The organism is Terrirubrum flagellatum, from assembly GCF_022059845.1.
In the GTDB taxonomy this organism is placed as follows: Bacteria; Pseudomonadota; Alphaproteobacteria; order Rhizobiales; family Beijerinckiaceae; genus Terrirubrum; species Terrirubrum flagellatum.
The window spans coordinates 4,918,897-4,944,132 of record NZ_CP091851.1 but is presented as its reverse complement, the minus strand read 5'-3'; the positions used below and the strand labels follow the sequence as shown (position 1 = coordinate 4,944,132).

The window sequence follows — 25,236 nt, the reverse complement described above, 5'->3', positions numbered from 1 at the left end:
ATGTCGCAGGCGATTAGCTTTAATCACCTCTCGAACCTCTGGCAATCCTGCGATATACAGGATTATTCCCGGAGGCCCCGAAATGCCCGCTCCCGCCCCGTTCCGCGCGCCCTACGCCCCTGACGACGTCGCCCTCGCCCGCGATCTCTTCGCGGCGGCGAGTCTCGCGCCCGAGCGCGAGCAGCGCATCGACGCGCTCGGCGGCGATCTCATCGGCGCGATCAGAAAGCAGAAAAGCGGCATCGGCGGCGTCGAGGAATTGCTGCGCGAATATTCGCTCTCCACCCGCGAGGGGCTGGCGCTGATGGTGCTGGCCGAGGCGCTGTTGCGCGTGCCTGACGGCGCGACCGCCGATCGCCTGATCGAGGACAAATTGGGCCAGGGCGATTTCGCCCATCACGAAACCAAGTCGGATGCGCTGCTGGTGTCAGCCTCGGCCTGGGCGCTCGGCGTGACGTCGCGACTCATTCAACCCGGCGAAACGCCGGAAGGCGTGCTTGGCCAGCTCGTGAAGCGCATGGGCCTGCCGACCGTGCGGCTCGCGACGCGTCAGGCGATGCGCGTGCTCGGCAATCACTTCGTGCTCGGCGAGACGATCGAGGACGCGCTGAAACGCGCGACGAGCAAGAGCGGCCGCATCTTCCGCTATTCCTTCGACATGCTCGGCGAAGGCGCGCGCACGGCGGAAGACGCGCAACGCTACTGGAAAAGCTACGCCGATTCGATCGCCGCCATTGGCGCGAAAGCGGGCAATGACAAACTGCCCAACCGCCCCGGCATCTCGGTGAAATTGTCGGCGCTGCATCCGCGCTATGAGGCGGTGAGTTCGGAGCGCGTGCTGAAGGAGCTTGTTCCGCGCGTCATCGAGCTTGCGCGCCTCGCGAAATCGCACGATCTCAATTTCACCATCGACGCCGAAGAGGCCGACCGGCTCGAACTCTCGCTCGACGTGATATCAGCTGTTTTTGCCGATGACAGCCTGCGCGGCTGGGATGGATTCGGCCTCGCGATTCAGGCTTATCAGAAGCGCGCGCGCGACGTGATCAGATGGATCGACGATCTCGCCGCAGCCTATGATTCCCGCATGATGGTGCGTCTGGTGAAGGGCGCCTATTGGGACACCGAGGTGAAGCGCGCGCAGGAGCGCGGCCTCGCCGGCTATCCCGTCTTTACCCGCAAGGCGATGACGGATCTCTCCTATGCGGCCTGCGCGCAGGAGCTGCTGAAGCGCAGGCCGCGCCTGTTTCCGCAATTCGCCACGCATAACGCGCTCACCATCGCAACGGTGCTTGAGCTGGCGGGTGACCAGCAGGGCTTCGAATTCCAGCGCCTGCACGGCATGGGCGAAGCCGCTTACGAACATCTTTTGGAGACGAGGCCGGGCGTCGCCTGCCGCACCTATGCGCCGGTTGGCGGTTATCGCGATCTGCTCGCCTATCTCGTGCGGCGCCTGTTGGAGAACGGCGCGAATTCGAGCTTCGTCAGCGTCGCCGCGGATGCGAGCGTGCCCGTCGCGCATCTGCTCGCACGGCCGCAAAGCTGGATCGGTTCGCCCGACAGGGCGGCGAACGCCAAACTGCCGCTGCCGATCAATCTCTATGGCGCGTCGCGGAAGAATTCATCCGGCGTCGAACTCGGCCATGCCGGGAGTCTGGAAAGATTGAGCGGCGATATCGAAAGCGCGCGCGCGGCGATCAATTCATCGCTCTCGGCCGCGTCGCTGATTTCAGGCGTCGCCGTGAAGGGAACGCAGCGCCCCGTGCCCAATCCCGCCACGAGCCAGATTGTCGGACAGGTCATCGAAGCCGATGCGTCCGCCGTCGCCGACGCCATGCGCGACGCAGCGGCCTTCGCTGAGAAGTGGAACGCGACACCCGTCTCTACACGCAGCGCCGCGCTCGAACGCGCCGCCGATCTCATGGAGCAACGATTGCCCGCGTTGATCGCGCTGCTGCAGGCGGAAGCGGGCAAGACGATTGACGATTCCATCGCGGAGGTGCGCGAGGCCGTCGATTTCCTGCGCTATTACGCGAGCGAAGCGAAAAAGAGCTTTGGCGCCGGCGAGCTTCTTCCCGGGCCGACCGGCGAGGAGAACCGGTTGATCCATCGCGGGCGCGGCGTCTTCGTCTGCATCAGCCCGTGGAATTTTCCGCTGGCGATCTTCACCGGCCAGGTCGCGGCTGCGCTCGCGGCTGGCAACGCCGTGATCGCGAAGCCCGCGGAGCAGACGCCGCTGATTGCAAGCGTTGCCGTGAAGATCATGCATGAAGCCGGCGTCGCGAAATCAGCGCTGCATCTCATGCTTGGCGACGGCCGCATTGGCGCGGCGCTCGTCGCGCACGCGCAAGTCGCGGGCGTCGCCTTCACAGGCTCAACAGAGGTCGCGCGCCTCATCAATCGCGCGCTCGCGGCGAAGGACGGACCGATTGTGCCGCTGATCGCGGAGACCGGCGGCGTCAACGCCATGATTGTCGATGCAACCGCGCTGCCCGAGCAGGTGGCTGACGATGTGGTCACGTCGGCCTTCAGATCGGCCGGCCAGCGCTGCTCGGCGCTGCGTCTTCTCTGCGTGCAGGAGGATGTCGCCGACAAGATCATCGAGATGATCGTCGGCGCGACGAAGGAGTTGAAGCTTGGCGATCCCGCCGATCCCGCCACCCATGTCGGCCCCGTCATCGACAGGGAAGCCAAGGACAAGCTCGACGCCTATGTCGCGCGCGTGCGCGCAGAGGGAAAAAAGGTTTATGCGCTGGGCGAAGCGCCCGCGAGCGGAACCTTTGTCGCGCCGCAGATCGTCGAATTGAAATCGGCGCGCGACTTGAAGGAAGAAGTATTCGGCCCGGTGCTGCATGTGGCGCGCTGGAGCGCCGACCGGCTCGATCCCACATCGAAGCGTGGGCTCTATGGCCTGATCGAGGACATCGCCGCCACCGGCTACGGCCTCACCATGGGCCTGCATACGCGCATCAACGAGACGATGGAGATCGTGGAGAAGCTGACACCCGCCGGGAATCTCTACATCAACCGCAACATCATCGGCGCCGTCGTCGGCACGCAGCCCTTCGGCGGCTCGGGCCTCTCAGGCACGGGCCCGAAGGCCGGCGGTCCGAATTATCTCAAGCGCTTCGCCCATGAGCAGGTGGTGTCGATCAACACCGCGGCTGCCGGAGGAAATGCGAGTTTGCTGGCGATGGGGGAGTGAGGGCAGTTTGAGCTGAAGCTCAAATCTTCCCGTCATCGCCGGGCTTGACCCGGCGATCCAGCTCTGAAGGGCAGAAGACATTGAAAACGAGGAATCGCCAGATCAGGTTCGCATCCGCAATCCTGTGATCTTGCCGTTGGCGTCCAGCTTTAGATGCCATTCTAACTTTCCATTCTCGAAGGCCGCGTCATAGACGTCCGCCCCTGCCTTCCTTCCCACACGCTTGACCGAAACTTCCTTCAACGCTCCCATCGAGCGAAGATGTGGACTCACGGTCGGTAATTGCTCGCGGACGATCGCCGCCAGCAATGCGCTCATTTGATCATAGTCGGGCTCGCCTCTTTGCAGGTCGAGAATCGTGCGTTGGAGAACCGTCTTGCTTTCGGGTATCGGTTTATTGGCCGCGATGCGAGCCGCCACATAGTCCGCCGCGACTTTCGCCGCCGCCTCGTCGACGCGGTCGGCCTTCTGCTCCAGTCCATTTTGATGGAGGACAAGAGCGCTAGCTTTGCCTGCCTCAAGCACCAAAAAAGAAATTTGCGCGGCAACCGCCTTGAGAAAGAACTTCTTATCACTTTCCGCAAAAAGCTCGACGGCCATTTGATTTTCCAATTTCGCGAGGAGGCGATCTTTGTCACTGGTGATCGCAAAAATGGGGCCGTTCTCGAACTGATAAAGCCCGGCATATTTTTCAAGAAGGCCCGGATTAACGGTATATTCTGTGCGTGGTCTTGCCTGTTCATATCGCCGCCACGCGATCGTATCGGGAACTGCATCCGTCATCTTCGTCTCCTTCACAAGGCTGATGAGTTCATTTGTCGAGAGCACATCACCTACGGACAACTTCGTGCGCGCAGCGTTGATCAGCGAGAGGCTTTGTTCGACACGCTCGCGCAGCTGCAACAGGATTGACTGTTGCATGGCGAGAGTGCGATCGAGATCGATCGCGTGCCCCTTGAGAAGTTCGCTTATGCGCGAGAGGCTCAAACCCAAGCGTTTTAATGCAAGTATTTCGTGAAGCCGGGCGATTTCTTGACCGCCATAGAGGCGCCATCCTTTCTCAGTGCGCTTCGGCGCAATCAAACCGCGCTGCTCGTAGACGCGGAGCGCGCGGACCGTCAGGCCCAGGCGATCAGCGCACTCTGCGGCCGCCATCCAGACTTCTTTGCCTGATTGATCGCGCATTGGCGTCCTCCTGAAACATCGACCTAAGATATGACCTTAGGGGCGGCTCAAGAGGTTTTTCACGAAAGAGGGGCAAAAACGGCTCAGAGCCGGCGTGTCGAAGCCTTCGCCCATGAGCAGGTGGTGTCGATCAACACCGCTGCGGCGGGCGGAAATGCGAGTCTGCTGGCGATGGGGGAGTGAGACTCGTTTGAATTGAAGCTCAGCTCTTCCCGTCATCGCCGGGCTTGACCCGGCGATCCAGATTTTCTGGAGCTGGCAGCGTTGGAAATACTGGATCGCCGGGTCAAGCCCGGCGATGACATCTGGAACAAGAGTCGCATCGATCAGATCGCGATACGGTTCCGCCTTCCAGAAATTCCCATCACGCCACTTTCGCTCTCACCGCGACCGTCCCCTCCGTTCGCGCGCGCACGTCAGGCGATGCGAGACACATGGCGACGGCTTCATAACCTGGCGCACCGGGAACGGGAGCGACGCGCATTGGCGGGCTGTGATTGGCCGGGCAGAAAATGATCGCCTCATCAGGCCCCACAGCGGCGAGATCGAGAATCGCCGAGGAGCGCGTGAGAAAGAACAGCGAAGGAGGGGATGCGTCGCGGCGGCGCAGATGCGCGATCAACGCTTCCTGCGTCGCCTGATCCAGCCCCTGCTCGATCATGTCGATGACGAGATATGTCGGGCCTTTCGATTCCAGCGCGGCGAGAAGCGCGATCAGCGCCGCAGATTCCTGCGCGCCATCTTCGATGAGCCACGCCAGAGTTTTCTCCACGCGCGACTTCAGCGCGGAATCCAAATCAATCCGCTCTCTTGCTTCGCGCGCATCGTGATCGGCCCGATCGAGGCCGATGAAAGCTGCGCCGGGGAGATACGCAGCGATCGCCTGCGCCAGCCGCGTCTTGCCGCTGCCGAGCGGCCCGATGATGTAATTCAACGCCCTGATGTCGCGAAGTTCGAATTGTTCGCCGCCCCACGGCCACGGCAGCTCGAAGGAAACGACAACCTCGCTCGCAGCGCGCGTCAGCTGCGCGAGGTCATCGACTGTTGGCGGTTCACCACGGGCGAGACCTGTGCGCAATTCGCGCACTTTCCCGATCGCATCGGCGATCTCACGCACACGACCTTCGAGCGCCGCCTCATGCGCCGCCAGCGCAGGTTTGAGATCATGCGCATCGCCCTCCAGCACGCGTGCTGTCTGCGCGAGACTCAAGCCCAACGCGCGCAGCGCCACGATCTCCGCAGCGCGCGCCATTTCCGTGGGACCATAGGCGCGCCACCCCGCCGCAGTGCGAACCGGCCTGATCAGCCCGCGCTGCTCGTAGAGCCGCAGCGCCTTCGCGGAGACGCCAAGCCGTTTCGCCGCTTCGGATGAATTCAGGAATTCCGCGGACGCGTTCACGAATCACCTCGCTGGTCGTTGACCGCAGCCTTATCAGGCCGGCCCCACGGGCCGGGTCAACTAAGCCTTCCGATCCGCCCGCATCTCCTCCCACATCGAAATTTCGCGCGGGCGTTCGAGAATATCCTCCAGCGCCGCATGCCAAGCGTCGCGATAGGACCGCTTGATCTGCACATCGAGCACATCCTGATGATCGGCCCATGTTTCGTGAAGCATGAAACGATCGGGATCGACGGGATCGCGATGCAGCGTGGCGTTTCGGAAATTCTCTTCGCGACGCATGGCGTCGAGCACGCCGTTCAACAGCGCGAGAAATCGCTCACGCTGCGCCGGCCTGACATGAAAGACGATGACATAGGTGACGCTCATGAGCGCTCTCCGCAGATTTCCCGGTCGGAAATTTCTGCGAAATTCTCCATCAGGCGAGGGAGAGCCGCCATTACGTCCGAGGTCATGCCTCTCGGCGAGAGATATTCAAGCGAGGCTGTAGCAATTGGCGGATGATCTGGATCGCCGGGTCGAGCCCGGCGATGACGCTGAAATGGAGTTCGCGGGCGATCACATAGTGCGAGCCGACGCCCTCACACCGACGCGACCATCTTGCGCAGCGCGGCGCGCAAATCGGCGGCTTCGGATTCGCCATAACCGGCTTCGAAAGCTTCCTGCGCGTCGCGCCATTTCGCCTGCGCCGCTTTAAGTTTCCTTTCGCCGGCGGCGGTGAGCTTGAGGCTACGGGTCCGTCCGTCGGCGCCGGGCCCGACGCCAAGCAGCTTGTCGCGCTCCAGCGGCCGGATGGCGCGGCCAAGCGTCGTGCGATCCATCACCATGGATTTCGCCAGCTGGTTGATCGACTGCGGCCCGAGCCGGCCAAGCTTCGCCAGGATCGAATATTGTGTCGCCTTTAGCCCGGCCGACGCCAGATGCTTGTCATAGAGCTGGCTCGCATGGCGCGCCGCCTGGCGAAGCGCCAGGCAGTTGCACAGGCTCTCTCCATTTGCCTCCTGCATGGCTCCTCCTCTCCGGGCGTCGATCCGCTGCGCGACGCCGCTCTTGCCGATATGCGCATATGCGCGTATTGAGGTCAAGAAATAGGCGCATATGCGCCTATCTCGGAATGGGAGCCGCCATGGACCCGCGCACGCGCACGCTTCTGGAAGCGCCGATCGTTCCCCTGATCCTGCGCATGGCGCTGCCGACAGTGGTGGTCATGGTCGTGCAGACCTCGGTCGGGCTGATAGAGACCTATTTCGTCGCCAAGCTCGGCCTCGACGCGCTCGCCGGCATGGCGCTCGTTTTTCCGCTTCTGATGCTGCTGCAGATGATCTCCGCCGGCGCCATGGGCGGCGGCATTCTCTCCGCCGTGGCGCGAGCGCTCGGCTCAGGCGATCGGGCCCGCGCCAATGAACTCGTCTGGAGCGCGGTCGCGATCACGCTTGCGCTCGGCGCCGTCACCACTGTCGTCGCGCTTGCGTTCGGGCCGAAGCTTTATGCGCTTATGGGCGGACGCGACGGTTCGCTTCAGGCGGCTGTGATCTATTCCTCGATCGTCTTCGCCGGCGCGATTCCGTTGTGGCTGTTCAATTCGCTCGCCGCCGTCATTCGCGGCTCAGGCAACATGTTCTTCCCGGCGGCTGTCGTTTCCGTCGGCGCGCTCGTGCTCATCCCGCTCTCGCCGATGCTGATTTTCGGCTGGGGACCGTTGCCGCAGATGGGCGTCGCCGGCGGAGGCGTCGCGATCCTGCTCTATTACGTCGTCGGCAGCATCGTGTTCGCCGCCTATCTCTGGTCCGGCCGCGGCGTGCTCAATCCTTCACCGACACCGCCGCGACTGAGCTGGCCGCCCATGCGCGACATCCTGCGCGTCGGCGTGATGTCATCGATCGTCAGCTTCTCGACCAATGTCACCGCCGTCGTTGCGACCGGCCTCGCCGGTCTTGTGGGGCCCGCGGCGATCGCGGGCTATGGCGCCGGCGTGCGGCTCGAATATCTGCTGGTGCCGCTGGTGTTCGGCCTTGGCGCGCCGCTTGGCGCGATTGTTGGAACATGCATCGGCGCCGGCCAAAAGGAGCGCGCTTTGCGCGCCGCCTGGACCGGCGCGGCGATCGCCGGCGTGTTGACGGAATTGATCGGGCTCGTCGCAGCTTTCTTTCCCACGAGCTGGCTCGGCCTGTTCGGCGACGATCCCCAGATGATCGCGGTCGGCGCGAGCTATTTGCGCATCGTCGGTCCCGTCTATGGCTTCTTCGGCGGCGGACTCGCGCTCTATTTCGCATCCCAGGGCGCGGGCGTCGTCGGCTACGCCATGGGGATCGCGCTGATGCGTGTTCTCATCGCAGCCGGCGGCGGATGGCTCGCCGTGACCATGCTGGGCGAAGGCTGGATGCTCTTCGCCGCGCTGAGTCTGGCGCTCGTCGCCTATGGCGTCGCGAACGCGGCGGCGATCGCCGGCGGAGTCTGGTTCCGGAAAGAAAAAATGCCTGCGCTTGCGGTTGCGCAACCGTCAGGCTGACGCAGACGTCTCGGTCCAGCCCGCGACCCATTCTTTCCGCAGCCTGTCGCCGTCGCCGCGAAAGAAATCCTCGACCGGCGCGCTGTCTTCGACGCGATCGGCGCGGAAATTGCGCAGCGCCTGACGCAATTCGCACCAGGCGACGATATTGGCCGCCTGCGAATAATAAATCAGCGCGAGCGGCCAGATGATGCGCGCGGTCGCGCGGCCGAACTCGTCGCGATAATCGATGGCGATCTTCTGCTCGTCGCGGATGGCGCGCCTGACGAGCGCGAGATTGACGCCATCGGGATCGGGGAATGTCGTTCCCCACGCATGCAGCGCGCCGGCGTCGAGCGTTCGCCTGAGAGGCGCAGGGATCGAACCCGCGATCTTCTGGGTGACACGACGCGCCGCCTGCCTGATTTCGAAGTCGCCCGTGCGATCGAGCAGCGCCAGCGCCAGCACGATCGCCTCGGTCTCCTCAATCGAGAACATCAGCGGCGGCAGCTCGAAGCCCGGCCGCAGGATGTAGCCGACGCCCCGCCCACCCTCGATCGGCACGCGCATCGCCTGCAGCGCCGCGATGTCGCGATAGATCGAGCGCGGCGTGACTTCCAGGCTTTCCGCGATCTCGGCGGCGGTGGTCGGCCGCTTCGCCAGTCTGAGAATCTGGATGATCTCGAACAGGCGCGACGCCTTGCGCATGGCGCTCCTCCCGCGATCACAACTGACAGAAGGCTGTCAGTTGGCCTCCCCTATAGCACCCGCCATCGGCTTGGGAGAGCAGCATTTCTTCAAAGCCTCAGGTAATGGCGTCGCCGAGCAACTGACATGTCCTACGCGGAAAATCTGAGCCTGTTCTTCGTCCTCCTGTTCGGCATCATCATCGTGCCCGGCATGGACATGCTGTTCATTGTCGCCAACGCGCTGTCAGGCGGGCGGAAGGCCGGCCTGTCGGCGACGGCGGGCGTGATCGCCGGTGGAACGATCCACACGTTGTCCGGCCTGATAGGCATCGGATTGCTGCTGCGGCTTGCGCCCTCCCTGTTCAACATCGTGCTGCTCGCCGGCGCGGCCTACATGGCCTGGATCGGCGTCACGCTGATGCGCAGCGCCATCACCGTCGAAGCCGTCGAAGGCGCGCCGAAGCGCCCGGCATGGACGGCGTTCCGGCAGGGCGCGATCACCTGCCTTCTCAATCCGAAGGCCTATCTCTTCACCGCGTCCGTGTTTCCGCAGTTCGTGCGGCCGCAATATGGGCCGCTCTGGAGTCAGGGGTTGGCGATGGGGCTGATGGTCGCCGCGACGCAGCTTAGCGTCTATGGCGGGCTTGCGCTGGCCGCCGGCAAGAGCCGCGATCTGCTGACGCGCAATCCCGGCGTCACCATGGCGGCCGGACGCGCCGCCGGTGTGCTGCTCATCGTCGCGGCCGCGCTCACCGCGTGGGAAGGCCTGGCGACGCGCTGATGCGCGCAGCGTTCGCTTCGGGAGGCCCTGTCTCCGCGGGAACAGCGGCAACGCGAGCAATCGAGTTTAACGCCTCCATCAGCGGCGACGGGCCGCGCGCTTCGGGAGGACGCCATGCGCTTCGCCACACACTTCGCGATCGGTCTGTTGCTGGTCGCCCTCGCCGCGGCTTTCGCAAGCCCGGCCGCTGCTGTCGAGCGAACCACCGCGGCCAAGACGCAGCCGGCGAAGCCGAAAGCAAAGCCGAAGCCCGTGGCGTCGCAGGCTCCGGCGCCGGCGCGCGAGCGCCTGATCGGCGAAGGCGCCAGCGCCTATTGAATTGCAGGCCTCGCGGCGTGATGCTCGGCCGATGTGTATCCGCGCTTTCGCTTTGACGTCGTGTTGGGACGATGTCGTGGAAGCCTTGGTCGCAAACGCGCACGCGCCGCCATGCTCCTCTCCTGGGCGCATCGGCCGAAGCCCGGGAGAGTTTCATGATCGACGCGTCGACCGCGCTCATCGTCATCGACGTGCAGAACGATTTCTGCGCCGGCGGCTCGCTCGCCGTGCCTGATGGCGACGCCGTGATCGCGCCGATCAATGCGATGGCGAAGCGATTCCAGACGATTGTTCTGACGCAGGACTGGCATCCGCCGGGGCACGCCTCTTTCGCCAGCGCGCATCCCGAAAAAAATCCGTTCGAGACGATCGAGATGCCTTACGGCCCGCAGGTGTTGTGGCCGGACCATTGCGTGATGGGAACGCGCGGCGCCGAATTCCATGCCGCGCTCGATATTCCCGGCGCGCAGACGATCATCCGCAAGGGCTATCGCGTCTCGGTCGATTCCTATTCCGGATTCAAGGAGGCCGATCGCGCGACGAGCACTGGCCTCGCCGGTTATCTCCGGGAGCGCGGCGTGACGCGCGTCGTCTGCGCTGGTCTCGCCACCGATTTCTGCGTCGCCTGGACGGCGCAGGATGCGCGCGCGGCGGGCCTCGAAGCGCTTGTCGTCGAGGACGCCTGCCGCGCGATCGATGCAAACGGTTCGCTGGCGGCGGCCTGGAAAGCGATGGGTGACGCCGGCGTGAAGCGGATCAGCGCGGCCGACCTCCCGGCGTAGCAACCACGAAAATCGCTCTAGTTCCTGAAAGCTGCGGGAATGGCGATCTTCCTGCGCCCATCGGTCATGAAAGGATCGGAGTCTGGCGCGGGCTTGCCCGGCCGGAATGACTCGCGCACCGTCACGATGTCGAAAGGCGGCGGATCGACGCCGGGCGGCGTGTAGACCATACCGCCGGCGCCGCTGTGAAGCTTCGCGAGCGCATCGATATCCGCCTTGAACTTGCGCAACTCCGTCATGCTTGCGGGCCCCGCGAGCACAGAGGCGATGAGCGCTTCATCCTGCAGCCAGCGGCTTTCATTGACGACGATCAGATGGCCTGCATTGGCGTCGCCGGCGCCGAAATGAATGCGCGTGACGTTGAAGCAGAGGAGATGGTCGGCCCAGTCGAGATCTTCAGACGCATATTCGGGAAATGTCGATCCGACCTGATAATTCTGCGTGTTGTAGGCGCTGCGCGCACGCACGACATAGATGTTCGATTTGCTCGCCATGAGCGTTAAAGGTCGCAGCGCGCTCTCCGCCTGCGGTTTGGCGAACACCTGCCGCGCCTGCTGGAACGCGCTGCCTCCGGCTGCTTGCGTCCTGTCGCGCACCATCACCCACGCATGGCCGATGGCGTCGGGATTTGAGCCTTCGAGATCGTTGAGCAACGGAAACTTCGTCGCCACGCCAAACTGCGGGGTGACGCTGACGGCCGAAAACAGGCAATTATCCTGGTTGAAGCCCTTGCGCACCCAGACGCTGTCGCCCCGCGTCTTGAAGGGATGCCAATAGCTCAACATATGCCGGGACACGCGCAGATCATCGACGCGCGTTTGCGGCTTTGTGCCGCCATCCTTCTTGATCTTTTCCGACGGTCGCCCATCGCCGCGGAAAAGCACATTGACGTTCTTGCGCTGCAACTCGCTGAGCGAGTCCTTGATCGCATGCGCCATCACCTGATCGGCCGTCAGTTTGTCATTTGCAACGAAAGGCGTGAAGCCCAGCTCCAGCATCTCCGAGAACAGACGCTCTTTCTCGAAAACCTGATTCTCGGTGCGATAGCTCCCGTCGTCATTGAGCACCGGCATGATGAAATCGAGCTGCCGCGCCCAGGCGAGCTCCTTGAAGAAATAGTTATACCAATATTCGAAGCTGAACTGCTCCATCGGCCTTGCCGGATCATGGGTCGGGAAAGGGCCCGCGCGCAGCTCCGCGATCACGGCTTTCACGTCGTTCGTGGTCGCTTGATTATAGAGCGGCTGGCCGGCGTGATCGACGGCGAGACGCACCTCGGCGTTGAGAGCGCGCAATGACAGATTATCCAGCGCGACATTGTCGCGGCGCGCAACCGTCACCATCAACCCGCGAAGCAGTTGCCGCGTGAGCGCAGTCGCCATCGTCCGCCCCCGAAACGTTGCGTTGCAATATCACCGGCGAAAGACGGCCGGCGCTCAACAATGGTCTTGAAAGCAGGACGCAATAATAGCGAATGAAGAGCCTTTTGTCAGCCGTGCGGAATATTGATTTCGAGACAGGGCGCGCTCACATCGGGAGCTGAGGAGACGCCGATGAACGTCGCGACCAATGCCAAGCCGGACGAGGCTATTCCCGCCCTTTATGAATGGGCGGGCGGCCTCGACGCGTTCCGTCGGCTGACTGGCGTGTTCTACGCCAAGGTGAAGGCCGATCCGCTGCTTGCGCCTGTCTTCGCGAGGATGGGCGACGATCATCCCGAGCATGTCGCCGGCTTTGTCGCCGAAGTATTCGGCGGCCCGCGCCTGTGGTCGGAGGCGCATGGCGAGCCTGGCGCGCACGCCGAGATGATCCGCCACCATATCGGGCGCATGCTGACCGAGCCGCAAAGACGACGCTGGGTGTCTTTAATCTGCGACGCCGCCGATGAGGCTGGACTGCCCGCCGATCCCGAATTCCGCTCGGCCTTTCTCGCCTACATCGAATGGGGCACGCGGCTCGCCGTGATCAATTCAGCGCCAGACACGGAAGTCGACGACAAGGCGCCGATGCCGACATGGGGCTGGGGCCATCCCGGCGGCCCTTACCGGCCGGAGTGAGAGCAAACGGCGCGCCCTCAAGTCGAATCGCAGGGCGACTCTTTTTTGTCGCAACGTTTTTCGCGGAAAACCGGTTCCCACTTTTCCGCACATTGCTCTGGCGCTCACGCCGCGGCGATCGCTTCGATCTCGACCAGCCAGTCCTCGACCAGAGTCTGCGCCACGATCGCGGTCGTCGGGATGCGGCGCTCGCCAAGCGCCGCGATGCGCGCCGCAGCGTTCGCTTCCGCATAAGAGGCGTCACGCAGATAGCTTGTGAGACGCACGAGATTGTCCGTGCTCATGCCGGCGCTCGCGAGGATCGCGCGGATGTTCGACCAGATCAGCGCGAGCTGCTCGTCGAGCGTCTTGCCGGCGACGCCTTGCGCGTCGAGCCCCATCGTGCCGCTGATGAAGAGAAATCGCTGCGGCTGAATGACTTCCATCGCATGGACGTAATCGTCCGTAGCCGGATAAATTCCAGCGGTTGGATTGCGCGGGATGAGTTGCATAGGCGCGTCCTCGAATTCGCGCCACTATGGCATGCAGCGACGTAAAAAAGAAAAGGCTGGTTGCGAGACTTTGCTCAACTAATTTGCATGCGCGACGAGCAGCGGCGCCTCCAACTATTCAATTTAGCCCACGCGCGAACGCATGCAGCTTGACAGCCCTCGCGCCCCACCTAAGCTAGCAATAGATTGAATTATTGGTTCGGCGCGATGTGCATTTTAGCCTCTGTCGGCGAACATGGCCGCAATGCTCATGCAGACGTAATTATCGTTCAGATTCTGCTGAATTATGGCCGGTCGCAGATGCAGTGGCCGCAGCCGCCGCTTCAGCAGCCGCCATTTCTGCAGAGGCCGCTGGTGGGGCCGCCATCGCTTCAGCCGCCAGCGCTTCGGCAGCCGTCATTTTTGGAGGCGCCGATGGAGATGCCGTTTTGGCTGCCGCCTCCACAGCCGCCACTGCCCGTCGATGGCGCATGCACGCAATCGACGAAGGACGCGATTCGGGAATATCAGTCGCGCGTGATGAAAGCGCCGAAGCCCGATGGACGGATCGATCCCGGAGGCGCGACACTTCGATCGCTTCGGGACGCCATTCCCAGTGGGCTCGATGCGGTCAAGTTGCTTGGAATCATGCCCGCCGCCACCGTGACCGATATAGATAAGTATGCGGCGCTACTGTTCGCCGGGATGGAGGCGCGCGCGATCAACACGTCTCTTCGGCAGGCGCATTTTCTCGCGCAGCTCGGGCATGAGAGCATGTCGTTCTTCTATAGCGAGGAAACCGCGAGTGGCGCGGCCTATGAGGGGAGGGCGAATCTCGGCAATACGGAGCCCGGCGACGGCGTCCGCTTCAAGGGACGCGGATTGATACAACTGACCGGCCGAGCGAACTATACAGCCTATGGCGCTAGCATTGGCGAAGACTTTCTGACGGATAACAACCCGGCTAGGGTCGCAACTGAACCAAGATTTGCGACGGATGTGTCAACATGGTTCTGGGAAACCCATAATTTGAATCCCCTCGCCGACGCCGATAATCACAGGCAAGTGTGCATTGTGGTCAATGGCCGTAATTGCACGACTTTTAGGGAACGCGAGGCGTTCTTGCTACGCGCCAAGTTCTTCCTTGGAATTTGAGGTGGAATCGCAGCAATGCGGATGGCGCTGGCATTTTTCATCTCGGCTGCGGTGGCTGCATCATTCGCGCCAGCCCACGCCACCGACTTCGAGCGCGAATTGAAAGCCAACGTGCGTGCGTCGACCTTCGAGGCCGAAGGCGCCGTCGTGCGCGGCGACTCCGATCGCTATGTTTTTGAAGCTCGGAAGGGCATGACCGCATCCCTCAAGGTGACGTCGATCGAAGATAATGCCTCATTTCAGATCTATCTCCCCGGTTCTAAAACAGCCTCTCAAACAGCGGACGGCGAAAATCTGCGCACGCTTCCAAGAGCGGGCGCCGAAGACAGCGCGAAATCCTGGTCCGGTAAACTGCCAGCAACCGGCCGCTACGCCATCGTGGTTGGGCCGACACGCGGCAACGCAACTTACAAGCTGACGGTGAAATTACGCTAGACGCCAAGGCTGCTCGGATCGTCGGCCAATACCGGCGGAGACGAACAGCAAACGGCCAAAGAAAAGGCCGCTTGCGCGGCCTTGTTCATTTCATACTGCGCGTCACGTTCAGTGCGCGACGGCGAGTTGCAGCGCCTTCAGCCCTTCGAGCTTCGCCTGCGCGCGGGCGCGCTCGGCGTCCGTCTTGGCGTCGGCGACATCCTCTTCGAGATCCCGGATGTCCTGCATGAGCTGATCGGACTTCACCTCGGCGAGATCGACCGCCTGCTCGGCGAGGATGGTCAGGCCGCTGTCATTCACGTCGGCGAAACCGCCGCGCACGAACACGCGCTGCGGCGCGTTCGTATTGCCCGCGATCTTCAAGACGCCGACATGCAACGTCGACATCACGGGCGCGTGGCCGGCGAACACCTGGAAGTCGCCGTCGGCGCCCGGCACGACGACGCTTTCAACATCGCCCGAGAAGAGCATCTTCTCAGGCGACACGAGTTCGAAGTGGAAGCTGGCCATCAGGGTTACGCCGCTTCGGCCGCGAGCTTCTGCGCCTTCGCGACGGCTTCCTCAATATTGCCCACCATGTAGAAGGCCGCTTCGGGAAGATGGTCGTACTTGCCTTCGACCAGGCCCTTGAAGCCCTTGATGGTGTCTTCGAGCGACACGAGCTTGCCCGGCGAACCGGTGAACACTTCCGCGACGAAGAAGGGCTGCGACAGGAAGCGCTCGATCTTGCGGGCGCGCGCCACCGTCAGCTTGTCCTCTTCCGAGAGCTCGTCCATGCCGAGGATCGCGATGATGTCCTGCAGCGCCTTGTAGCGCTGCAGCACCTGCTGCACCTGGCGGGCGACGGCGTAATGCTCTTCGCCAACGACGAGCGGCGACAGCATGCGCGAGGTCGAGTCGAGCGGATCGACGGCGGGATAAATGCCCTTCTCCGCGATCGAGCGCGACAGCACGGTCGTCGCGTCCAAGTGGGCGAAGGAAGTCGCCGGCGCCGGGTCGGTCAGGTCGTCCGCCGGCACGTAGATCGCCTGCACCGAGGTGATCGAGCCCTTGGTCGTGGTGGTGATGCGCTCCTGCAGCGCGCCCATGTCGGTCGCGAGCGTCGGCTGATAGCCGACCGCCGAAGGAATGCGGCCGAGCAGCGCCGACACTTCCGAGCCCGCCTGCGTGAAGCGGAAGATGTTGTCGACGAAGAACAGCACGTCCTGGCCCTTGTCGCGGAAATCTTCCGCGACGGTCAGACCGGTGAGCGCGACGCGGGCGCGGGCGCCCGGCGGCTCGTTCATCTGGCCATAGACCAGCGCGCACTTCGAACCCTTGGCCGAACCGGCTTTCTTCGGATCGACGTTCACGTTCGACTCGATCATCTCGTGATAGAGGTCGTTGCCTTCGCGCGTGCGCTCGCCGACGCCGGCGAACACGGAGTAACCGCCGTGCGCCTTCGCGACGTTGTTGATGAGCTCCATGATAAGCACGGTCTTGCCGACGCCCGCGCCGCCGAACAGGCCGATCTTGCCGCCCTTTGCGTAAGGCGCGAGCAGGTCGACGACCTTGATGCCGGTGACGAGGATCTGCGCTTCCGTCGCCTGCTCGGCGTAGGTCGGCGCCGCCTGGTGAATGGCGCGCTTCGCCGTCGTCGCGATCGGGCCGGCTTCGTCCACCGGCTCGCCGATGACGTTCATGATGCGGCCGAGGCATTCATCGCCGACCGGAACCGCGATCGGCGCGCCGGTGTCAGTGACCTCCTGGCCGCGGGTCAGGCCTTCCGACGTGTCCATCGAAATGCAGCGCACCGTGCTCTCGCCGAGCTGCTGCGCCACTTCGAGAACAAGGCGACCGGTCGGATTGGACTCCGACTTCAGGCCGACATTGCTGGTCTCGAGCGCGTTCAGAATTTCCGGCAGATGGCCGTCGAACTGCACGTCGACGACGGCGCCGATCACCTGCGTGATCCTGCCTGTCTTGTTGGAGCCAGCCTGGGCCATGATCATCCTCGTTACGAATCTTTAGAGAACAGTCAGCGTCACCGGCACATTGCCGCGCGTCGCTTTGGAATAGGGGCAAATCTGGTGAGCAGCTTCCATCAGCTCCTTCACCTTCGCCGGGTCTTCGCCGGGGATTGAGCATTTGAGTTCGGCGGTCAGCGCGAAGCTCGTCTCATCCTTGTTCAGCGTCACTTCGCAGGTGACCGCCGCGCGGGTCGCATCGACGCCATGCTTCTTCGACAGCGCGATGATCGCCTGACCGTAGCAGGACGACCAGCCCATGGCGAAGAGCTGCTCGGGATTCATGCCTTCCGTCGCAGCCGCGCCGGCGAGCTCCTTCGGCAGCGACATGCCCAGCACGAACTTGCCGCCTTCCAGCGAAGAGCGGCCGTCGCGGCCGCCACGCGTCGTGGCGTAGGTCTTCATGATCGGAGTCAAAGCCATGAATGCCTCCTGTCGCCGCTTGCGTCGTCAGAGCGCTTCCGCGCCGGAGATGATTTCGATCAGCTCCTTGGTGATCATCGCCTGACGCGTCCGGTTGTAGGTCTGCGTCTGCTTCTTGATCATGTCGCCGGCGTTGCGGGTGGCGTTGTCCATGGCGCTCATGCGCGCGCCCTGTTCGGACGCCGCATTCTCCAGCAGCGCGCGGAACACCTGCACCGAGATGTTGCGCGGCAGGAGATCGCCAAGGATTTCACCTTCTTCCGGCTCATATTCGTAGGCCGCCGTCTGGCCGCCATTTCCACCCTGCGCCGGCGTCTCCGCCGGAATGACCTGCTGGGCGGTCGGGATCTGCGAGATCACCGACTTGAACTTCGAGAAGAACAGGGTCGCGACGTCGAACTCGCCGGCGTCGAAACGCTCGATCACGCGTTCGCCGATCTCATGCGCGTTGTGATAGGCGAGCGTGCGCACGGCGCGCAGATCGACCACGTCGATGATCAGCTTCTCAAACTGGCGCTTGAGAATGTCGTGGCCCTTCTTGCCGACGCAGATGATCTTGACCGTCTTGCCCTGGGCGATGAGCGCGTTCGCCTTGTCGCGCGCGAGACGCGAGATCGACGAGTTGAACGCGCCGCACAGACCGCGCTCGGCGGTGCAGACGATCAAAAGATGGGTCTGGTCGCGGCCGTTGCCCTTGAGCAGGGCCGGCGCCGGCATGTCGGGCCCGATGCCACCGGAGAGGTTCGCAAGAACCTTCTCCATCTTTTCGGCGTAGGGGCGCGCGGCTTCCGCCGCCATCTGGGCGCGACGCAGCTTCGCCGCCGCGACCATCTGCATCGCCTTGGTGATCTTCTGCGTCGCCTTCACCGTGGCGATGCGGTTACGGAGGTCCTTCAGCGAGGCCATCGAGAAATCCCGTCAGCCGCCGATCAGGCGAAGGATTTGGCGAAGTTCGCGACGGCGTCCTTCAGCTTGGCTTCCATGTCGGCCGGCAGGTCCTTCGACCCGCGGATCGACTCGAGGATCGAGCCCTCGCTGCGCAGCGCCGCGAGCAGACCGTCTTCGAAGGCGCGCACGCGGTTGACCGGCAGCGCGTCGAGATAGCCGTTGATGCCGGCATAGATCACGCAGACCTGCTCTTCCATCTTCAGCGGCGAGAATTGCGGCTGCTTGAGCAGCTCGGTCAGGCGCGCGCCGCGATTGAGCAAACGCTGCGTCACCGCGTCGAGGTCGGAGCCGAACTGCGCGAAGGCGGCCATCTCGCGATACTGCGCGAGCTCGCCCTTGATCTTGCCGGCGACCTTTTTCATCGCCTTGGTCTGCGCCGAGGAGCCGACGCGCGACACGGACAGACCGACATTCACCGCCGGGCGGACGCCCTGATAGAACAGATCGGTCTCAAGGAATATCTGGCCGTCGGTGATCGAGATCACGTTGGTCGGAATATAAGCCGACACGTCGTTCGCCTGGGTTTCGATGACCGGCAGCGCCGTCAGCGAGCCCTTGCCGGCGGCGTCGCCCATCTTGGCGGCGCGCTCGAGCAGGCGGGAGTGGAGATAGAACACGTCGCCGGGATAGGCTTCGCGGCCCGGCGGACGGCGGAGCAGCAACGACATCTGGCGGTAGGCGACGGCCTGCTTCGACAGATCGTCATAGATGATGACCGCATGCATGCCGTTGTCGCGGAAAAATTCGCCCATGGCGCAGCCGGCGAACGGCGCGATGAACTGCATCGGCGCGGCGTCCGACGCGGTGGCGGCGACGATGATCGAATATTCGAGCGCGCCTTGCTCCTCGAGCACCTTCACGAACTGCGCGACGGTGGAGCGCTTCTGGCCGACAGCGACATAGACGCAATAGAGCTTCTGCTGCTCGTCGGCGCCGGCGACGTTGAGCGGCTTCTGGTTGAGGATGGTGTCGAGCGCGATCGCGGTCTTGCCGGTCTGACGGTCGCCGATGATCAGCTCGCGCTGACCGCGGCCGATCGGGATCATCGCGTCGATCGACTTGAGGCCCGTCGCCATCGGCTCATGCACCGACTTGCGCGGAATGATGCCCGGCGCCTTCACGTCGACGCGGGCGCGCGTCGAGGTCTTGATCGGGCCCTTGCCGTCGATCGGATTGCCGAGAGCGTCGACGACGCGGCCGAGCAGCTCCTTGCCGACCGGAACGTCCACGATCGCGCCGGTGCGCTTGACCGTCTGGCCTTCCTTGATCTCGCGGTCGGAGCCGAAGATGACGACGCCGACATTGTCCTGTTCGAGGTTCAGCGCCATGCCGCGCACGCCCGACTCGAACTCGACCATTTCGCCGGCCTGGACATTGTCGAGGCCGAAGCAGCGCGCAATGCCGTCGCCGACGGACAGGACCTGTCCGACCTCGGTGACTTCGGCCTCATTGCCGAAGTTCTTGATCTGATCCTTGAGGATCGCCGAAATTTCAGCGGCGCGGATATCCATCAGCCGACCTCTTTCATCGCAACTTTGATGCCGTTGAGTTTGGTGCGCAGGGAGGAATCCACCATGCGCGAGCCCATCTTGACCACGATGCCGCCGATGATCGCCGGATCGACCTTGAGGTCGACCGTGACGTTCTTGCCGGCCACATCGGACAAAGCTTTCTTGATTTCGTTCGCGAGCGAATCGGACGGCTTCTCAGCCACCGTCACCTCGGCGCGGACGACGCCATGCGCCGCATCCGCCAGCTTCCTGTAAGCGTCGACCATCGAGCGCACCGCGAACAGGCGGCGCTGCGTGGCGACGAGACGAAGGAAATTCGCGGCGAGTCCCTTGATTCCCGCCTTGTCGAGGATCGCGCCGATCGCCTTGGTCTGTTCTTCCGCCGTGAAAACAGGCGAGCGGACGAGACGCTGAAGGTCCGGGCTCTGCGCAACCAGCGAATCGAACGCCTCCAGGTCCGACTTCACCGCGTCGATCGATTTTGATTCCTGCGCCAGATCGAACAGGGCCTGGGCATAGCGGCCGGCCACACCAGATACGATCGTTTCGCCTTGCGCCACGGACTACACTCTCTCTGGCAAATCCCGGAACTGCGCTGCAGCCTTGAGCGGCGCGGCGGCCTCCGGACCCTGCGCGAATAGGGACGGAATATCCGAGGGAACGAGACGTCCCGGCCCGGAAAACGCGGGTCCGCCTAGCATGGCGATTTCAGGGGCGCAACCGCTCGCCGGGCTGTTCCAATCCCTGTCTGGAGAGGCTCCAGGGAGTCGTCCGCGCATGCCCGCTTCGACACCTTCGCCAGCCGCCGGTCACCAAGGCTTTACCAAGCTTGCAGCTTCTACGGAGATGGATGGCTTTTGTGCGAAGCCATTAAGCCGCCTTCGCTATTCCCGTTGAAGTCTCGCGATGCGCCCGCGCCAGAATGCGCCGGCCGATCGAGACTCCGTCATTGCGGACGGAGTTGCGTATTCGCGGCCAATAAATCGGCGCCCGGCGATCGGCGCCTGTGAGCGAATATCATGGCGCAGCCCAAGGTCGAGAAAACGGGAATCATTCTGGAGGCGCCTAACGCCGGCGCCGCGCAGGAGACCGCGCGTGGGGAGGTCAGCGCCGAGCGCAATCCCTCCAGGGACGGGCCGAACGCCCTCAAGGATCTTCACAGGCAACTCGGCGACGCGTTCGGCGCGCCGGCCGAAGCGCCTGGCGAAGAGGATGGCGCGGCGGCCCAGGACGCTCCGAAAGCCCAACCGGCCGCCAAGCCCGGTTTCTGGACCTTGGCCGTCCGTCGCCCGCTGAAGATCGCCGTCGCCCTCGCCCTGATCGCCGTCTTTGGCGCGCGGCCGCTGCAGACGCTCCTGCAGGCGGCGAGCGTCGAGGCAGTGGTCAATTCCCGCATCGTCACTATCCGCGCGCCGATCGACGGCGAGATCGTCGCCGCGCCGACCGATTTCACCGCCTGGTCGGCCGTGAAGGGCGCGCCCGCGCTCCACATCGTCGATGCGAAGGCTGACCGATCGAGGCTCGACGAGTTGCGCCGCATCGCCGGACGGCTCGAAGACGAGCGTCCGGGCCTCGTCGAACGGTTGGCCCAGACCCAGACGCGCCTTGCCGCGCTCGACGAGCAAACGAAGCAGTTCCAGGCTGGCCGCATCCGCCAGCTTGAAGCGCGCATCGCCGCGCTCAACAGTGATCTTGCCGGCGCGACCGCGCGCGCCAGCGAGGCGCGATTCGCCGAGCAGCGCGTCGCCAACATGACCCGCCCCGGCGTGGTGTCAGCGGCCGAGGCCGCCCGCGTCGCGCGAGACCGGCAGGTCGCCGACGCCGCCGAGACCGCCGCAAAGAGGCGCGTCGAGGAGGCGACCGTTGAACTCACGGCCGCACGACAGGGCTCCTTCATCGGCGACAGTTACAATGACCGTCCGAGCTCCGCCCAGCGCGCCGACGAGATGCGCCAGCGCATCGATGATCTCAACGCCGATCTGCGCCGGCTCGACGCCCAGATCGCGCGCGCTCGCGCCGACGAAACGGACGAGGCTGCGCGCTTCAAGAAGTTGTCCGACGTCGAAGTCGCGCTGCCCGCCAGCGGCCGCGTCTGGGAGATCATGACGGCGCCCGGCGAGCATATCAGACGCGGACAGGATCTCATCCGCCTGCTCGACTGCTCGACCGCGGTGGTGACCGCGAACGTTGCGGAGACAGTCTACAACAAGCTGCGCATCGGCGGGCCGGCGAAATTCCGGCCATCCGACGAGAGCCAGGATTATGACGGCGTGATCGTGAACCTGACCGGCGTCTCGGCGACGCCGGCGAATTTCGCCATCGAGCCGAAGGCGCTCATCAAGGAAGCCTATCACGTCACCGTCTCGGTGCCGAAGCTCGCCTCGGACGGCGCCTGCGGCATCGGCCGCACCGGGCGCGTGCTGTTCGACAGGGCCGCGCCCGACGCCGCCGCGGAGTCGCTGGCCTTCGGTCTGCGCCGGTGATCCGCGCCAGTCTGCAAGACTTTCTGACGGCGCTCGCGCCCGGCCTCGCGGCGCTCGGCCTCTGCCTGCTGTTAATGGGCACGCTGAAACGCGAATGGGCCGCCGCGCGCCTCGCCGTGATGGCGGTCAGCATCGCGCTTCTCGCGCGCTATTTCGTCTGGCGCGTGACGTCGACGCTCCCGCCCTTCACCGACCCGATCGACTTCACGGCCGGCGTCATTTTCCTCGCCGCCGAATGCGCGACCATCATCGCGTCGATCATCTCGATGTTCTTCATGATGAAGACGCGGGAGCGGACCTCCGACGTCGCGGCGAATCTGCCCTGGCTCGATGCGCTGCCGAAGAAGCCGCTGATCGACGTCCTCATCTGCACCTACAATGAGGAAGAGCCAATCGTCGAACGCACCATCATCGGCGCGACTGGCATGGATTATCCCAACTATCGCGTCTGGGTGCTCGACGACGGCAAGCGGCCCTGGCTTCAGGAGCTTTGCGGCAAGCTCGGCTGCGGCTACATCACCCGCCCCGACAACAGGCACGCCAAGGCCGGCAACATCAATCATGCGCTGGCGCGGCTCGCCGAATTGCCCGAGCCGCCGGAATTCGTCTCCATTCTCGACGCCGATTTCGTGCCGCGCCCGAATTTCCTGCGCCGCGCCATGAGCCTGTTTCACGATCCGACCATTGGCGTCGTGCAGACGCCGCAGCATTTCATCAATCCCGATCCGATCCAGACCAATCTGCTCGCGACGCAGGTCTGGCCTGACGATCAGCGCTTCTTCTTTGATATTGTGATGCCGGCGCGCGACGCCTGGGGCGCGGCCTTCTGCTGCGGCACATCCTCGATCATCCGATTCAAGCCGCTCGTCGCCATCAAGGGTTTCCCGACCGACTCCGTCACCGAAGACTATCTGCTGACGCTACGGTTGAAGGAAGCGGGTTATGTCACAGCCTATCTCAACGAAGCGCTGACGCTTGGCCTCGCGCCGGAGGGCATCAAGGAATACATCACGCAGCGCAATCGCTGGTGCCTCGGCTTCATGCAGATCGTGCGCGGCCGCAGCGGACCTTTTTCACGCCGCACGAATCTCAAGCTGGTCGACCGCCTGTCGCTCATCGACAGCTTTCTCAACTGGGCCGCCGTCTATCCCGCGCGCATGCTCGGTCTCGTCATGCCGATCCTTTATCTCCTGCTCGACGTGAAGTCCGTTCACGCCGAGCTCGGCGATGTCGCGAACTACTTCCTGCCCTATTTCCTCTGGACGATGTTCTCGATGTCCTGGATGACGCGCGGACGCGTGATGCCGATCATGTCGGACGTCTGCCACTTCGTCGCGGCGCCGGCGATCATCAAGGCCGTGTTCATGGGGCTGACCAAGCCGCAGGGCCACAAGTTCAAGGTGACGGCGAAAGGCGGCGACCGCAGCCGCGGCTTCGTCGAATGGCCGCTCCTGAAAATCTATGGCGCGCTGCTGCTGCTCACCATTCTCTCCATCGCCGTGTCCTTCGACATCAATGCGCGCGGCGATCGCATCGGCTTCGCCACGTTGGCGCTGGCCTGGAGCTGGTACAATACAATCGTTCTGATGATCATCTGCTTCGTCTGCATCGAGCAGCCGCGGCGACGGAAATCAGAGCGCTTCACGACGAACGATTCGATCACGCTTCTTGTCGACGGCGTCACGCATATTCGCGGGCTCGCCGACATCTCGATCTCGGGCGCCGCGCTGCGCGGCGAACCGCCGGCGCCGCTTGGCTCGATGATCCTCTGCCGCCTGCGCGGCCAGGACGTGCCGGCGACGATCGTCCGCGGCCGCCCCGGCGGTTTCGCCGTGCATTTCGACGCGTCGCTCGCGACGCGCGTCGCGGTCATCAGGCACTTCTATGCGAGCGACTATGTTCGCGCTTTCGAAAATGTCGGCGCGTCCGGCGTCGGCAAGGCCGTGATGAAACGGATCATGGGGTAGATCACGCCGCATTTTGATTGATTCAATCAAGATGCGGCGTGATCGATTCCAAAACTTAGAGCATGGCCCTCGCGAAAAACCGGTTCCCACTTTTTCGCGCCATGCTCTAGCCGGGCGCGCTCGCCGCGCAATCGATCTTCTCTGTGTCAGACGCCCAGTCGCGATCAATCTGCGCGAAGGCGTCCGGAAAGAAGCGGGAGAATTGCGGATTGGCGCGCAGAAGCTGCGCCTTCTGCAAGGCCTGGCCATAGTCGAGTTGACCATCGACCACGACGGCGGTGCTCTTGCTCAGATTCGTCTGGTAGATCTGGAAACGCCAGGTCCTGAATTCCGGCTCCTGCGCGATCCAGCCACAAATCAGTTTGCGCGCCTGCGGACCTTCATCCTTCGGCAGCGAGGCGACGACCGTGAACCATTTCGCGCCCGCCTTCGCCGGCGCGGCGATTTCCTGAAGCTGGATGTTGCTGCGCTGCAAAGCCTGCGCCTTCACATCGAGCGCGGTCACCTGAACCGGCGTCGTCGTCTGCATCGCGCGCCTGACCGAGCATTTCGCCTCGAATTCGGAATAGCGGTTGCTCAGCCGATCGATGATCTCGCTGAAAGTCCTGTTGTCGAAATCGGTTCTCAGCCGCGCCGCCGCCGAGATCGCGATCTGCAGATAGAGCTTCTGCTTGGTGTCGATCGCTTCGCAGGAAGGCGGGAAGCTGTATTTCTCAACAGCTCCGGCGAATTGCTCGATATAGACCTTTTCCTGATTATGCTGGCCGTTGATGAATTCAAAATAGCCATAGAACAGGGCCGCAAACGCCGCGACGACGCTGATCACATTGTCCTTGAAAAATGTGGCAACCTTTGCGACTTCCATGACCATGGCTACGCCTCCGCGCACGATTGGTCGCGAAGGAAGAATGGCCGGAAATCATCCGCGCGCTGTGCG

General features: G+C 63.5%; 24 protein-coding genes. 10 read left to right on the top strand and 14 right to left on the bottom strand.

The window, feature by feature from the left end; all coding sequences use genetic code 11:
* The first annotated feature begins 82 nt into the window (after positions 1 to 82).
* The gene (putA, locus tag L8F45_RS24055; protein WP_342360361.1) at positions 83 to 3,202 is read left to right on the top strand and encodes a bifunctional proline dehydrogenase/L-glutamate gamma-semialdehyde dehydrogenase PutA; all 3,120 of its coding nucleotides are present in this window, start codon (positions 83 to 85) and stop codon (positions 3,200 to 3,202) included.
* A gap of 102 nt (positions 3,203 to 3,304) precedes the next feature.
* Here putA and L8F45_RS24050 read toward each other — a convergent pair whose 3' ends face one another.
* The 4 genes from L8F45_RS24050 to L8F45_RS24035 form a co-directional block, all read right to left on the bottom strand.
* Positions 3,305 to 4,387, bottom strand: coding sequence for a MerR family transcriptional regulator (locus L8F45_RS24050; protein ID WP_342360360.1), 1,083 nt, complete (start codon positions 4,385 to 4,387; stop codon positions 3,305 to 3,307).
* A gap of 364 nt (positions 4,388 to 4,751) precedes the next feature.
* On the bottom strand, positions 4,752 to 5,786 hold the full coding sequence (locus L8F45_RS24045) for a MerR family transcriptional regulator (protein WP_342360359.1): 1,035 nt from the start codon (positions 5,784 to 5,786) through the stop codon (positions 4,752 to 4,754).
* A gap of 60 nt (positions 5,787 to 5,846) precedes the next feature.
* Positions 5,847 to 6,155, bottom strand: coding sequence for a putative quinol monooxygenase (locus tag L8F45_RS24040; protein ID WP_342360358.1), 309 nt, complete (start codon positions 6,153 to 6,155; stop codon positions 5,847 to 5,849).
* Positions 6,156 to 6,367: 212 nt separating this feature from the next.
* Entirely contained in the window at positions 6,368 to 6,793 is a 426-nt protein-coding gene (locus L8F45_RS24035; RefSeq protein ID WP_342360357.1) for a MarR family winged helix-turn-helix transcriptional regulator, read from the bottom strand.
* A gap of 119 nt (positions 6,794 to 6,912) precedes the next feature.
* Here L8F45_RS24035 and L8F45_RS24030 point away from each other — a divergent pair, with 119 nt between their 5' ends.
* Positions 6,913 to 8,295 carry an MATE family efflux transporter gene (locus L8F45_RS24030; RefSeq protein WP_342360356.1) on the top strand — a complete coding sequence of 461 codons (1,383 nt, stop codon included), beginning with the start codon at positions 6,913 to 6,915 and terminating at the stop codon, positions 8,293 to 8,295.
* Here L8F45_RS24030 and L8F45_RS24025 read toward each other — a convergent pair.
* Positions 8,287 to 8,982: a helix-turn-helix transcriptional regulator gene (locus tag L8F45_RS24025; RefSeq protein WP_342360355.1), complete on the bottom strand. Its 696-nt coding sequence runs from the start codon at positions 8,980 to 8,982 to the stop codon at positions 8,287 to 8,289. The two genes, L8F45_RS24030 and L8F45_RS24025, sit on opposite strands and share 9 nt — an antisense overlap.
* Before the next feature lie 126 nt (positions 8,983 to 9,108).
* On the opposite strand from L8F45_RS24025, the gene L8F45_RS24020 reads away from it, so the two are divergent.
* The 3 genes from L8F45_RS24020 to pncA all read left to right on the top strand — a co-directional run bounded on the left by L8F45_RS24020 (position 9,109) and on the right by pncA (position 10,844).
* Positions 9,109 to 9,744 (top strand): LysE family translocator, encoded by a 636-nt coding sequence (locus L8F45_RS24020; protein WP_342360354.1) that lies wholly within the window; start codon positions 9,109 to 9,111, stop codon positions 9,742 to 9,744.
* A 114-nt stretch (positions 9,745 to 9,858) separates the two neighbouring features.
* On the top strand, positions 9,859 to 10,062 hold the full coding sequence (locus L8F45_RS24015) for a hypothetical protein (protein ID WP_342360353.1): 204 nt from the start codon (positions 9,859 to 9,861) through the stop codon (positions 10,060 to 10,062).
* Between the two features lie 155 nt (positions 10,063 to 10,217).
* Complete coding sequence (pncA, locus tag L8F45_RS24010; RefSeq protein WP_342360352.1) at positions 10,218 to 10,844, top strand: bifunctional nicotinamidase/pyrazinamidase; 627 nt, start codon at positions 10,218 to 10,220, stop codon at positions 10,842 to 10,844.
* 17 nt (positions 10,845 to 10,861) lie between these two features.
* Here the strand turns inward: pncA and L8F45_RS24005 are convergent, their stop codons facing one another.
* Positions 10,862 to 12,226 carry a hypothetical protein gene (locus L8F45_RS24005; RefSeq protein ID WP_342360351.1) on the bottom strand — a complete coding sequence of 455 codons (1,365 nt, stop codon included), beginning with the start codon at positions 12,224 to 12,226 and terminating at the stop codon, positions 10,862 to 10,864.
* Between the two features lie 171 nt (positions 12,227 to 12,397).
* On the opposite strand from L8F45_RS24005, the gene L8F45_RS24000 reads away from it, so the two are divergent.
* The gene (locus L8F45_RS24000) at positions 12,398 to 12,901 is read left to right on the top strand and encodes a group II truncated hemoglobin (RefSeq protein ID WP_342360350.1); all 504 of its coding nucleotides are present in this window, start codon (positions 12,398 to 12,400) and stop codon (positions 12,899 to 12,901) included.
* A 104-nt stretch (positions 12,902 to 13,005) separates the two neighbouring features.
* Here L8F45_RS24000 and L8F45_RS23995 read toward each other — a convergent pair whose 3' ends face one another.
* Complete coding sequence (locus L8F45_RS23995) at positions 13,006 to 13,392, bottom strand: RidA family protein (RefSeq protein ID WP_342360349.1); 387 nt, start codon at positions 13,390 to 13,392, stop codon at positions 13,006 to 13,008.
* Between the two features lie 186 nt (positions 13,393 to 13,578).
* On the opposite strand from L8F45_RS23995, the gene L8F45_RS23990 reads away from it, so the two are divergent.
* The gene (locus L8F45_RS23990) at positions 13,579 to 14,526 is read left to right on the top strand and encodes a glycoside hydrolase family 19 protein (RefSeq protein WP_342360348.1); all 948 of its coding nucleotides are present in this window, start codon (positions 13,579 to 13,581) and stop codon (positions 14,524 to 14,526) included.
* A gap of 15 nt (positions 14,527 to 14,541) precedes the next feature.
* Positions 14,542 to 14,961, top strand: a complete 420-nt coding sequence (locus L8F45_RS23985) for a hypothetical protein (RefSeq protein WP_342360347.1) — start codon at positions 14,542 to 14,544, stop codon at positions 14,959 to 14,961.
* A gap of 108 nt (positions 14,962 to 15,069) precedes the next feature.
* Here the strand turns inward: L8F45_RS23985 and L8F45_RS23980 are convergent, their stop codons facing one another.
* Genes L8F45_RS23980 through L8F45_RS23955 form a run of 6 tightly spaced genes read right to left on the bottom strand, consistent with a single transcriptional unit; the run spans position 15,070 to position 20,409 of the window.
* Complete coding sequence (locus tag L8F45_RS23980; protein WP_342360346.1) at positions 15,070 to 15,471, bottom strand: F0F1 ATP synthase subunit epsilon; 402 nt, start codon at positions 15,469 to 15,471, stop codon at positions 15,070 to 15,072.
* A gap of 5 nt (positions 15,472 to 15,476) precedes the next feature.
* Positions 15,477 to 16,946, bottom strand: a complete 1,470-nt coding sequence (gene atpD, locus L8F45_RS23975; RefSeq protein ID WP_342360345.1) for a F0F1 ATP synthase subunit beta — start codon at positions 16,944 to 16,946, stop codon at positions 15,477 to 15,479.
* A gap of 21 nt (positions 16,947 to 16,967) precedes the next feature.
* The gene (locus tag L8F45_RS23970; protein ID WP_342360344.1) at positions 16,968 to 17,390 is read right to left on the bottom strand and encodes an organic hydroperoxide resistance protein; all 423 of its coding nucleotides are present in this window, start codon (positions 17,388 to 17,390) and stop codon (positions 16,968 to 16,970) included.
* A 27-nt stretch (positions 17,391 to 17,417) separates the two neighbouring features.
* Positions 17,418 to 18,296: a F0F1 ATP synthase subunit gamma gene (locus L8F45_RS23965; protein ID WP_342360343.1), complete on the bottom strand. Its 879-nt coding sequence runs from the start codon at positions 18,294 to 18,296 to the stop codon at positions 17,418 to 17,420.
* Between the two features lie 23 nt (positions 18,297 to 18,319).
* Positions 18,320 to 19,849, bottom strand: coding sequence for a F0F1 ATP synthase subunit alpha (gene atpA / locus L8F45_RS23960; protein WP_342360342.1), 1,530 nt, complete (start codon positions 19,847 to 19,849; stop codon positions 18,320 to 18,322).
* Entirely contained in the window at positions 19,849 to 20,409 is a 561-nt protein-coding gene (locus tag L8F45_RS23955; protein WP_342360341.1) for a F0F1 ATP synthase subunit delta, read from the bottom strand. Before L8F45_RS23955 ends, atpA begins: the two co-directional genes overlap by 1 nt.
* Before the next feature lie 459 nt (positions 20,410 to 20,868).
* On the opposite strand from L8F45_RS23955, the gene L8F45_RS23950 reads away from it, so the two are divergent.
* Both L8F45_RS23950 and L8F45_RS23945 read left to right on the top strand, forming a co-directional pair.
* Positions 20,869 to 22,332, top strand: coding sequence for an HlyD family secretion protein (locus tag L8F45_RS23950; protein WP_342360340.1), 1,464 nt, complete (start codon positions 20,869 to 20,871; stop codon positions 22,330 to 22,332).
* Entirely contained in the window at positions 22,329 to 24,299 is a 1,971-nt protein-coding gene (locus tag L8F45_RS23945; RefSeq protein WP_342360339.1) for a glycosyltransferase, read from the top strand. The genes L8F45_RS23950 and L8F45_RS23945 overlap by 4 nt, the downstream gene beginning before the upstream one ends.
* A 106-nt stretch (positions 24,300 to 24,405) precedes the next feature.
* Here L8F45_RS23945 and L8F45_RS23940 read toward each other — a convergent pair whose 3' ends face one another.
* Complete coding sequence (locus L8F45_RS23940) at positions 24,406 to 25,170, bottom strand: hypothetical protein (protein ID WP_342360338.1); 765 nt, start codon at positions 25,168 to 25,170, stop codon at positions 24,406 to 24,408.
* Between the last annotated feature and the right edge of the window lie 66 nt (positions 25,171 to 25,236).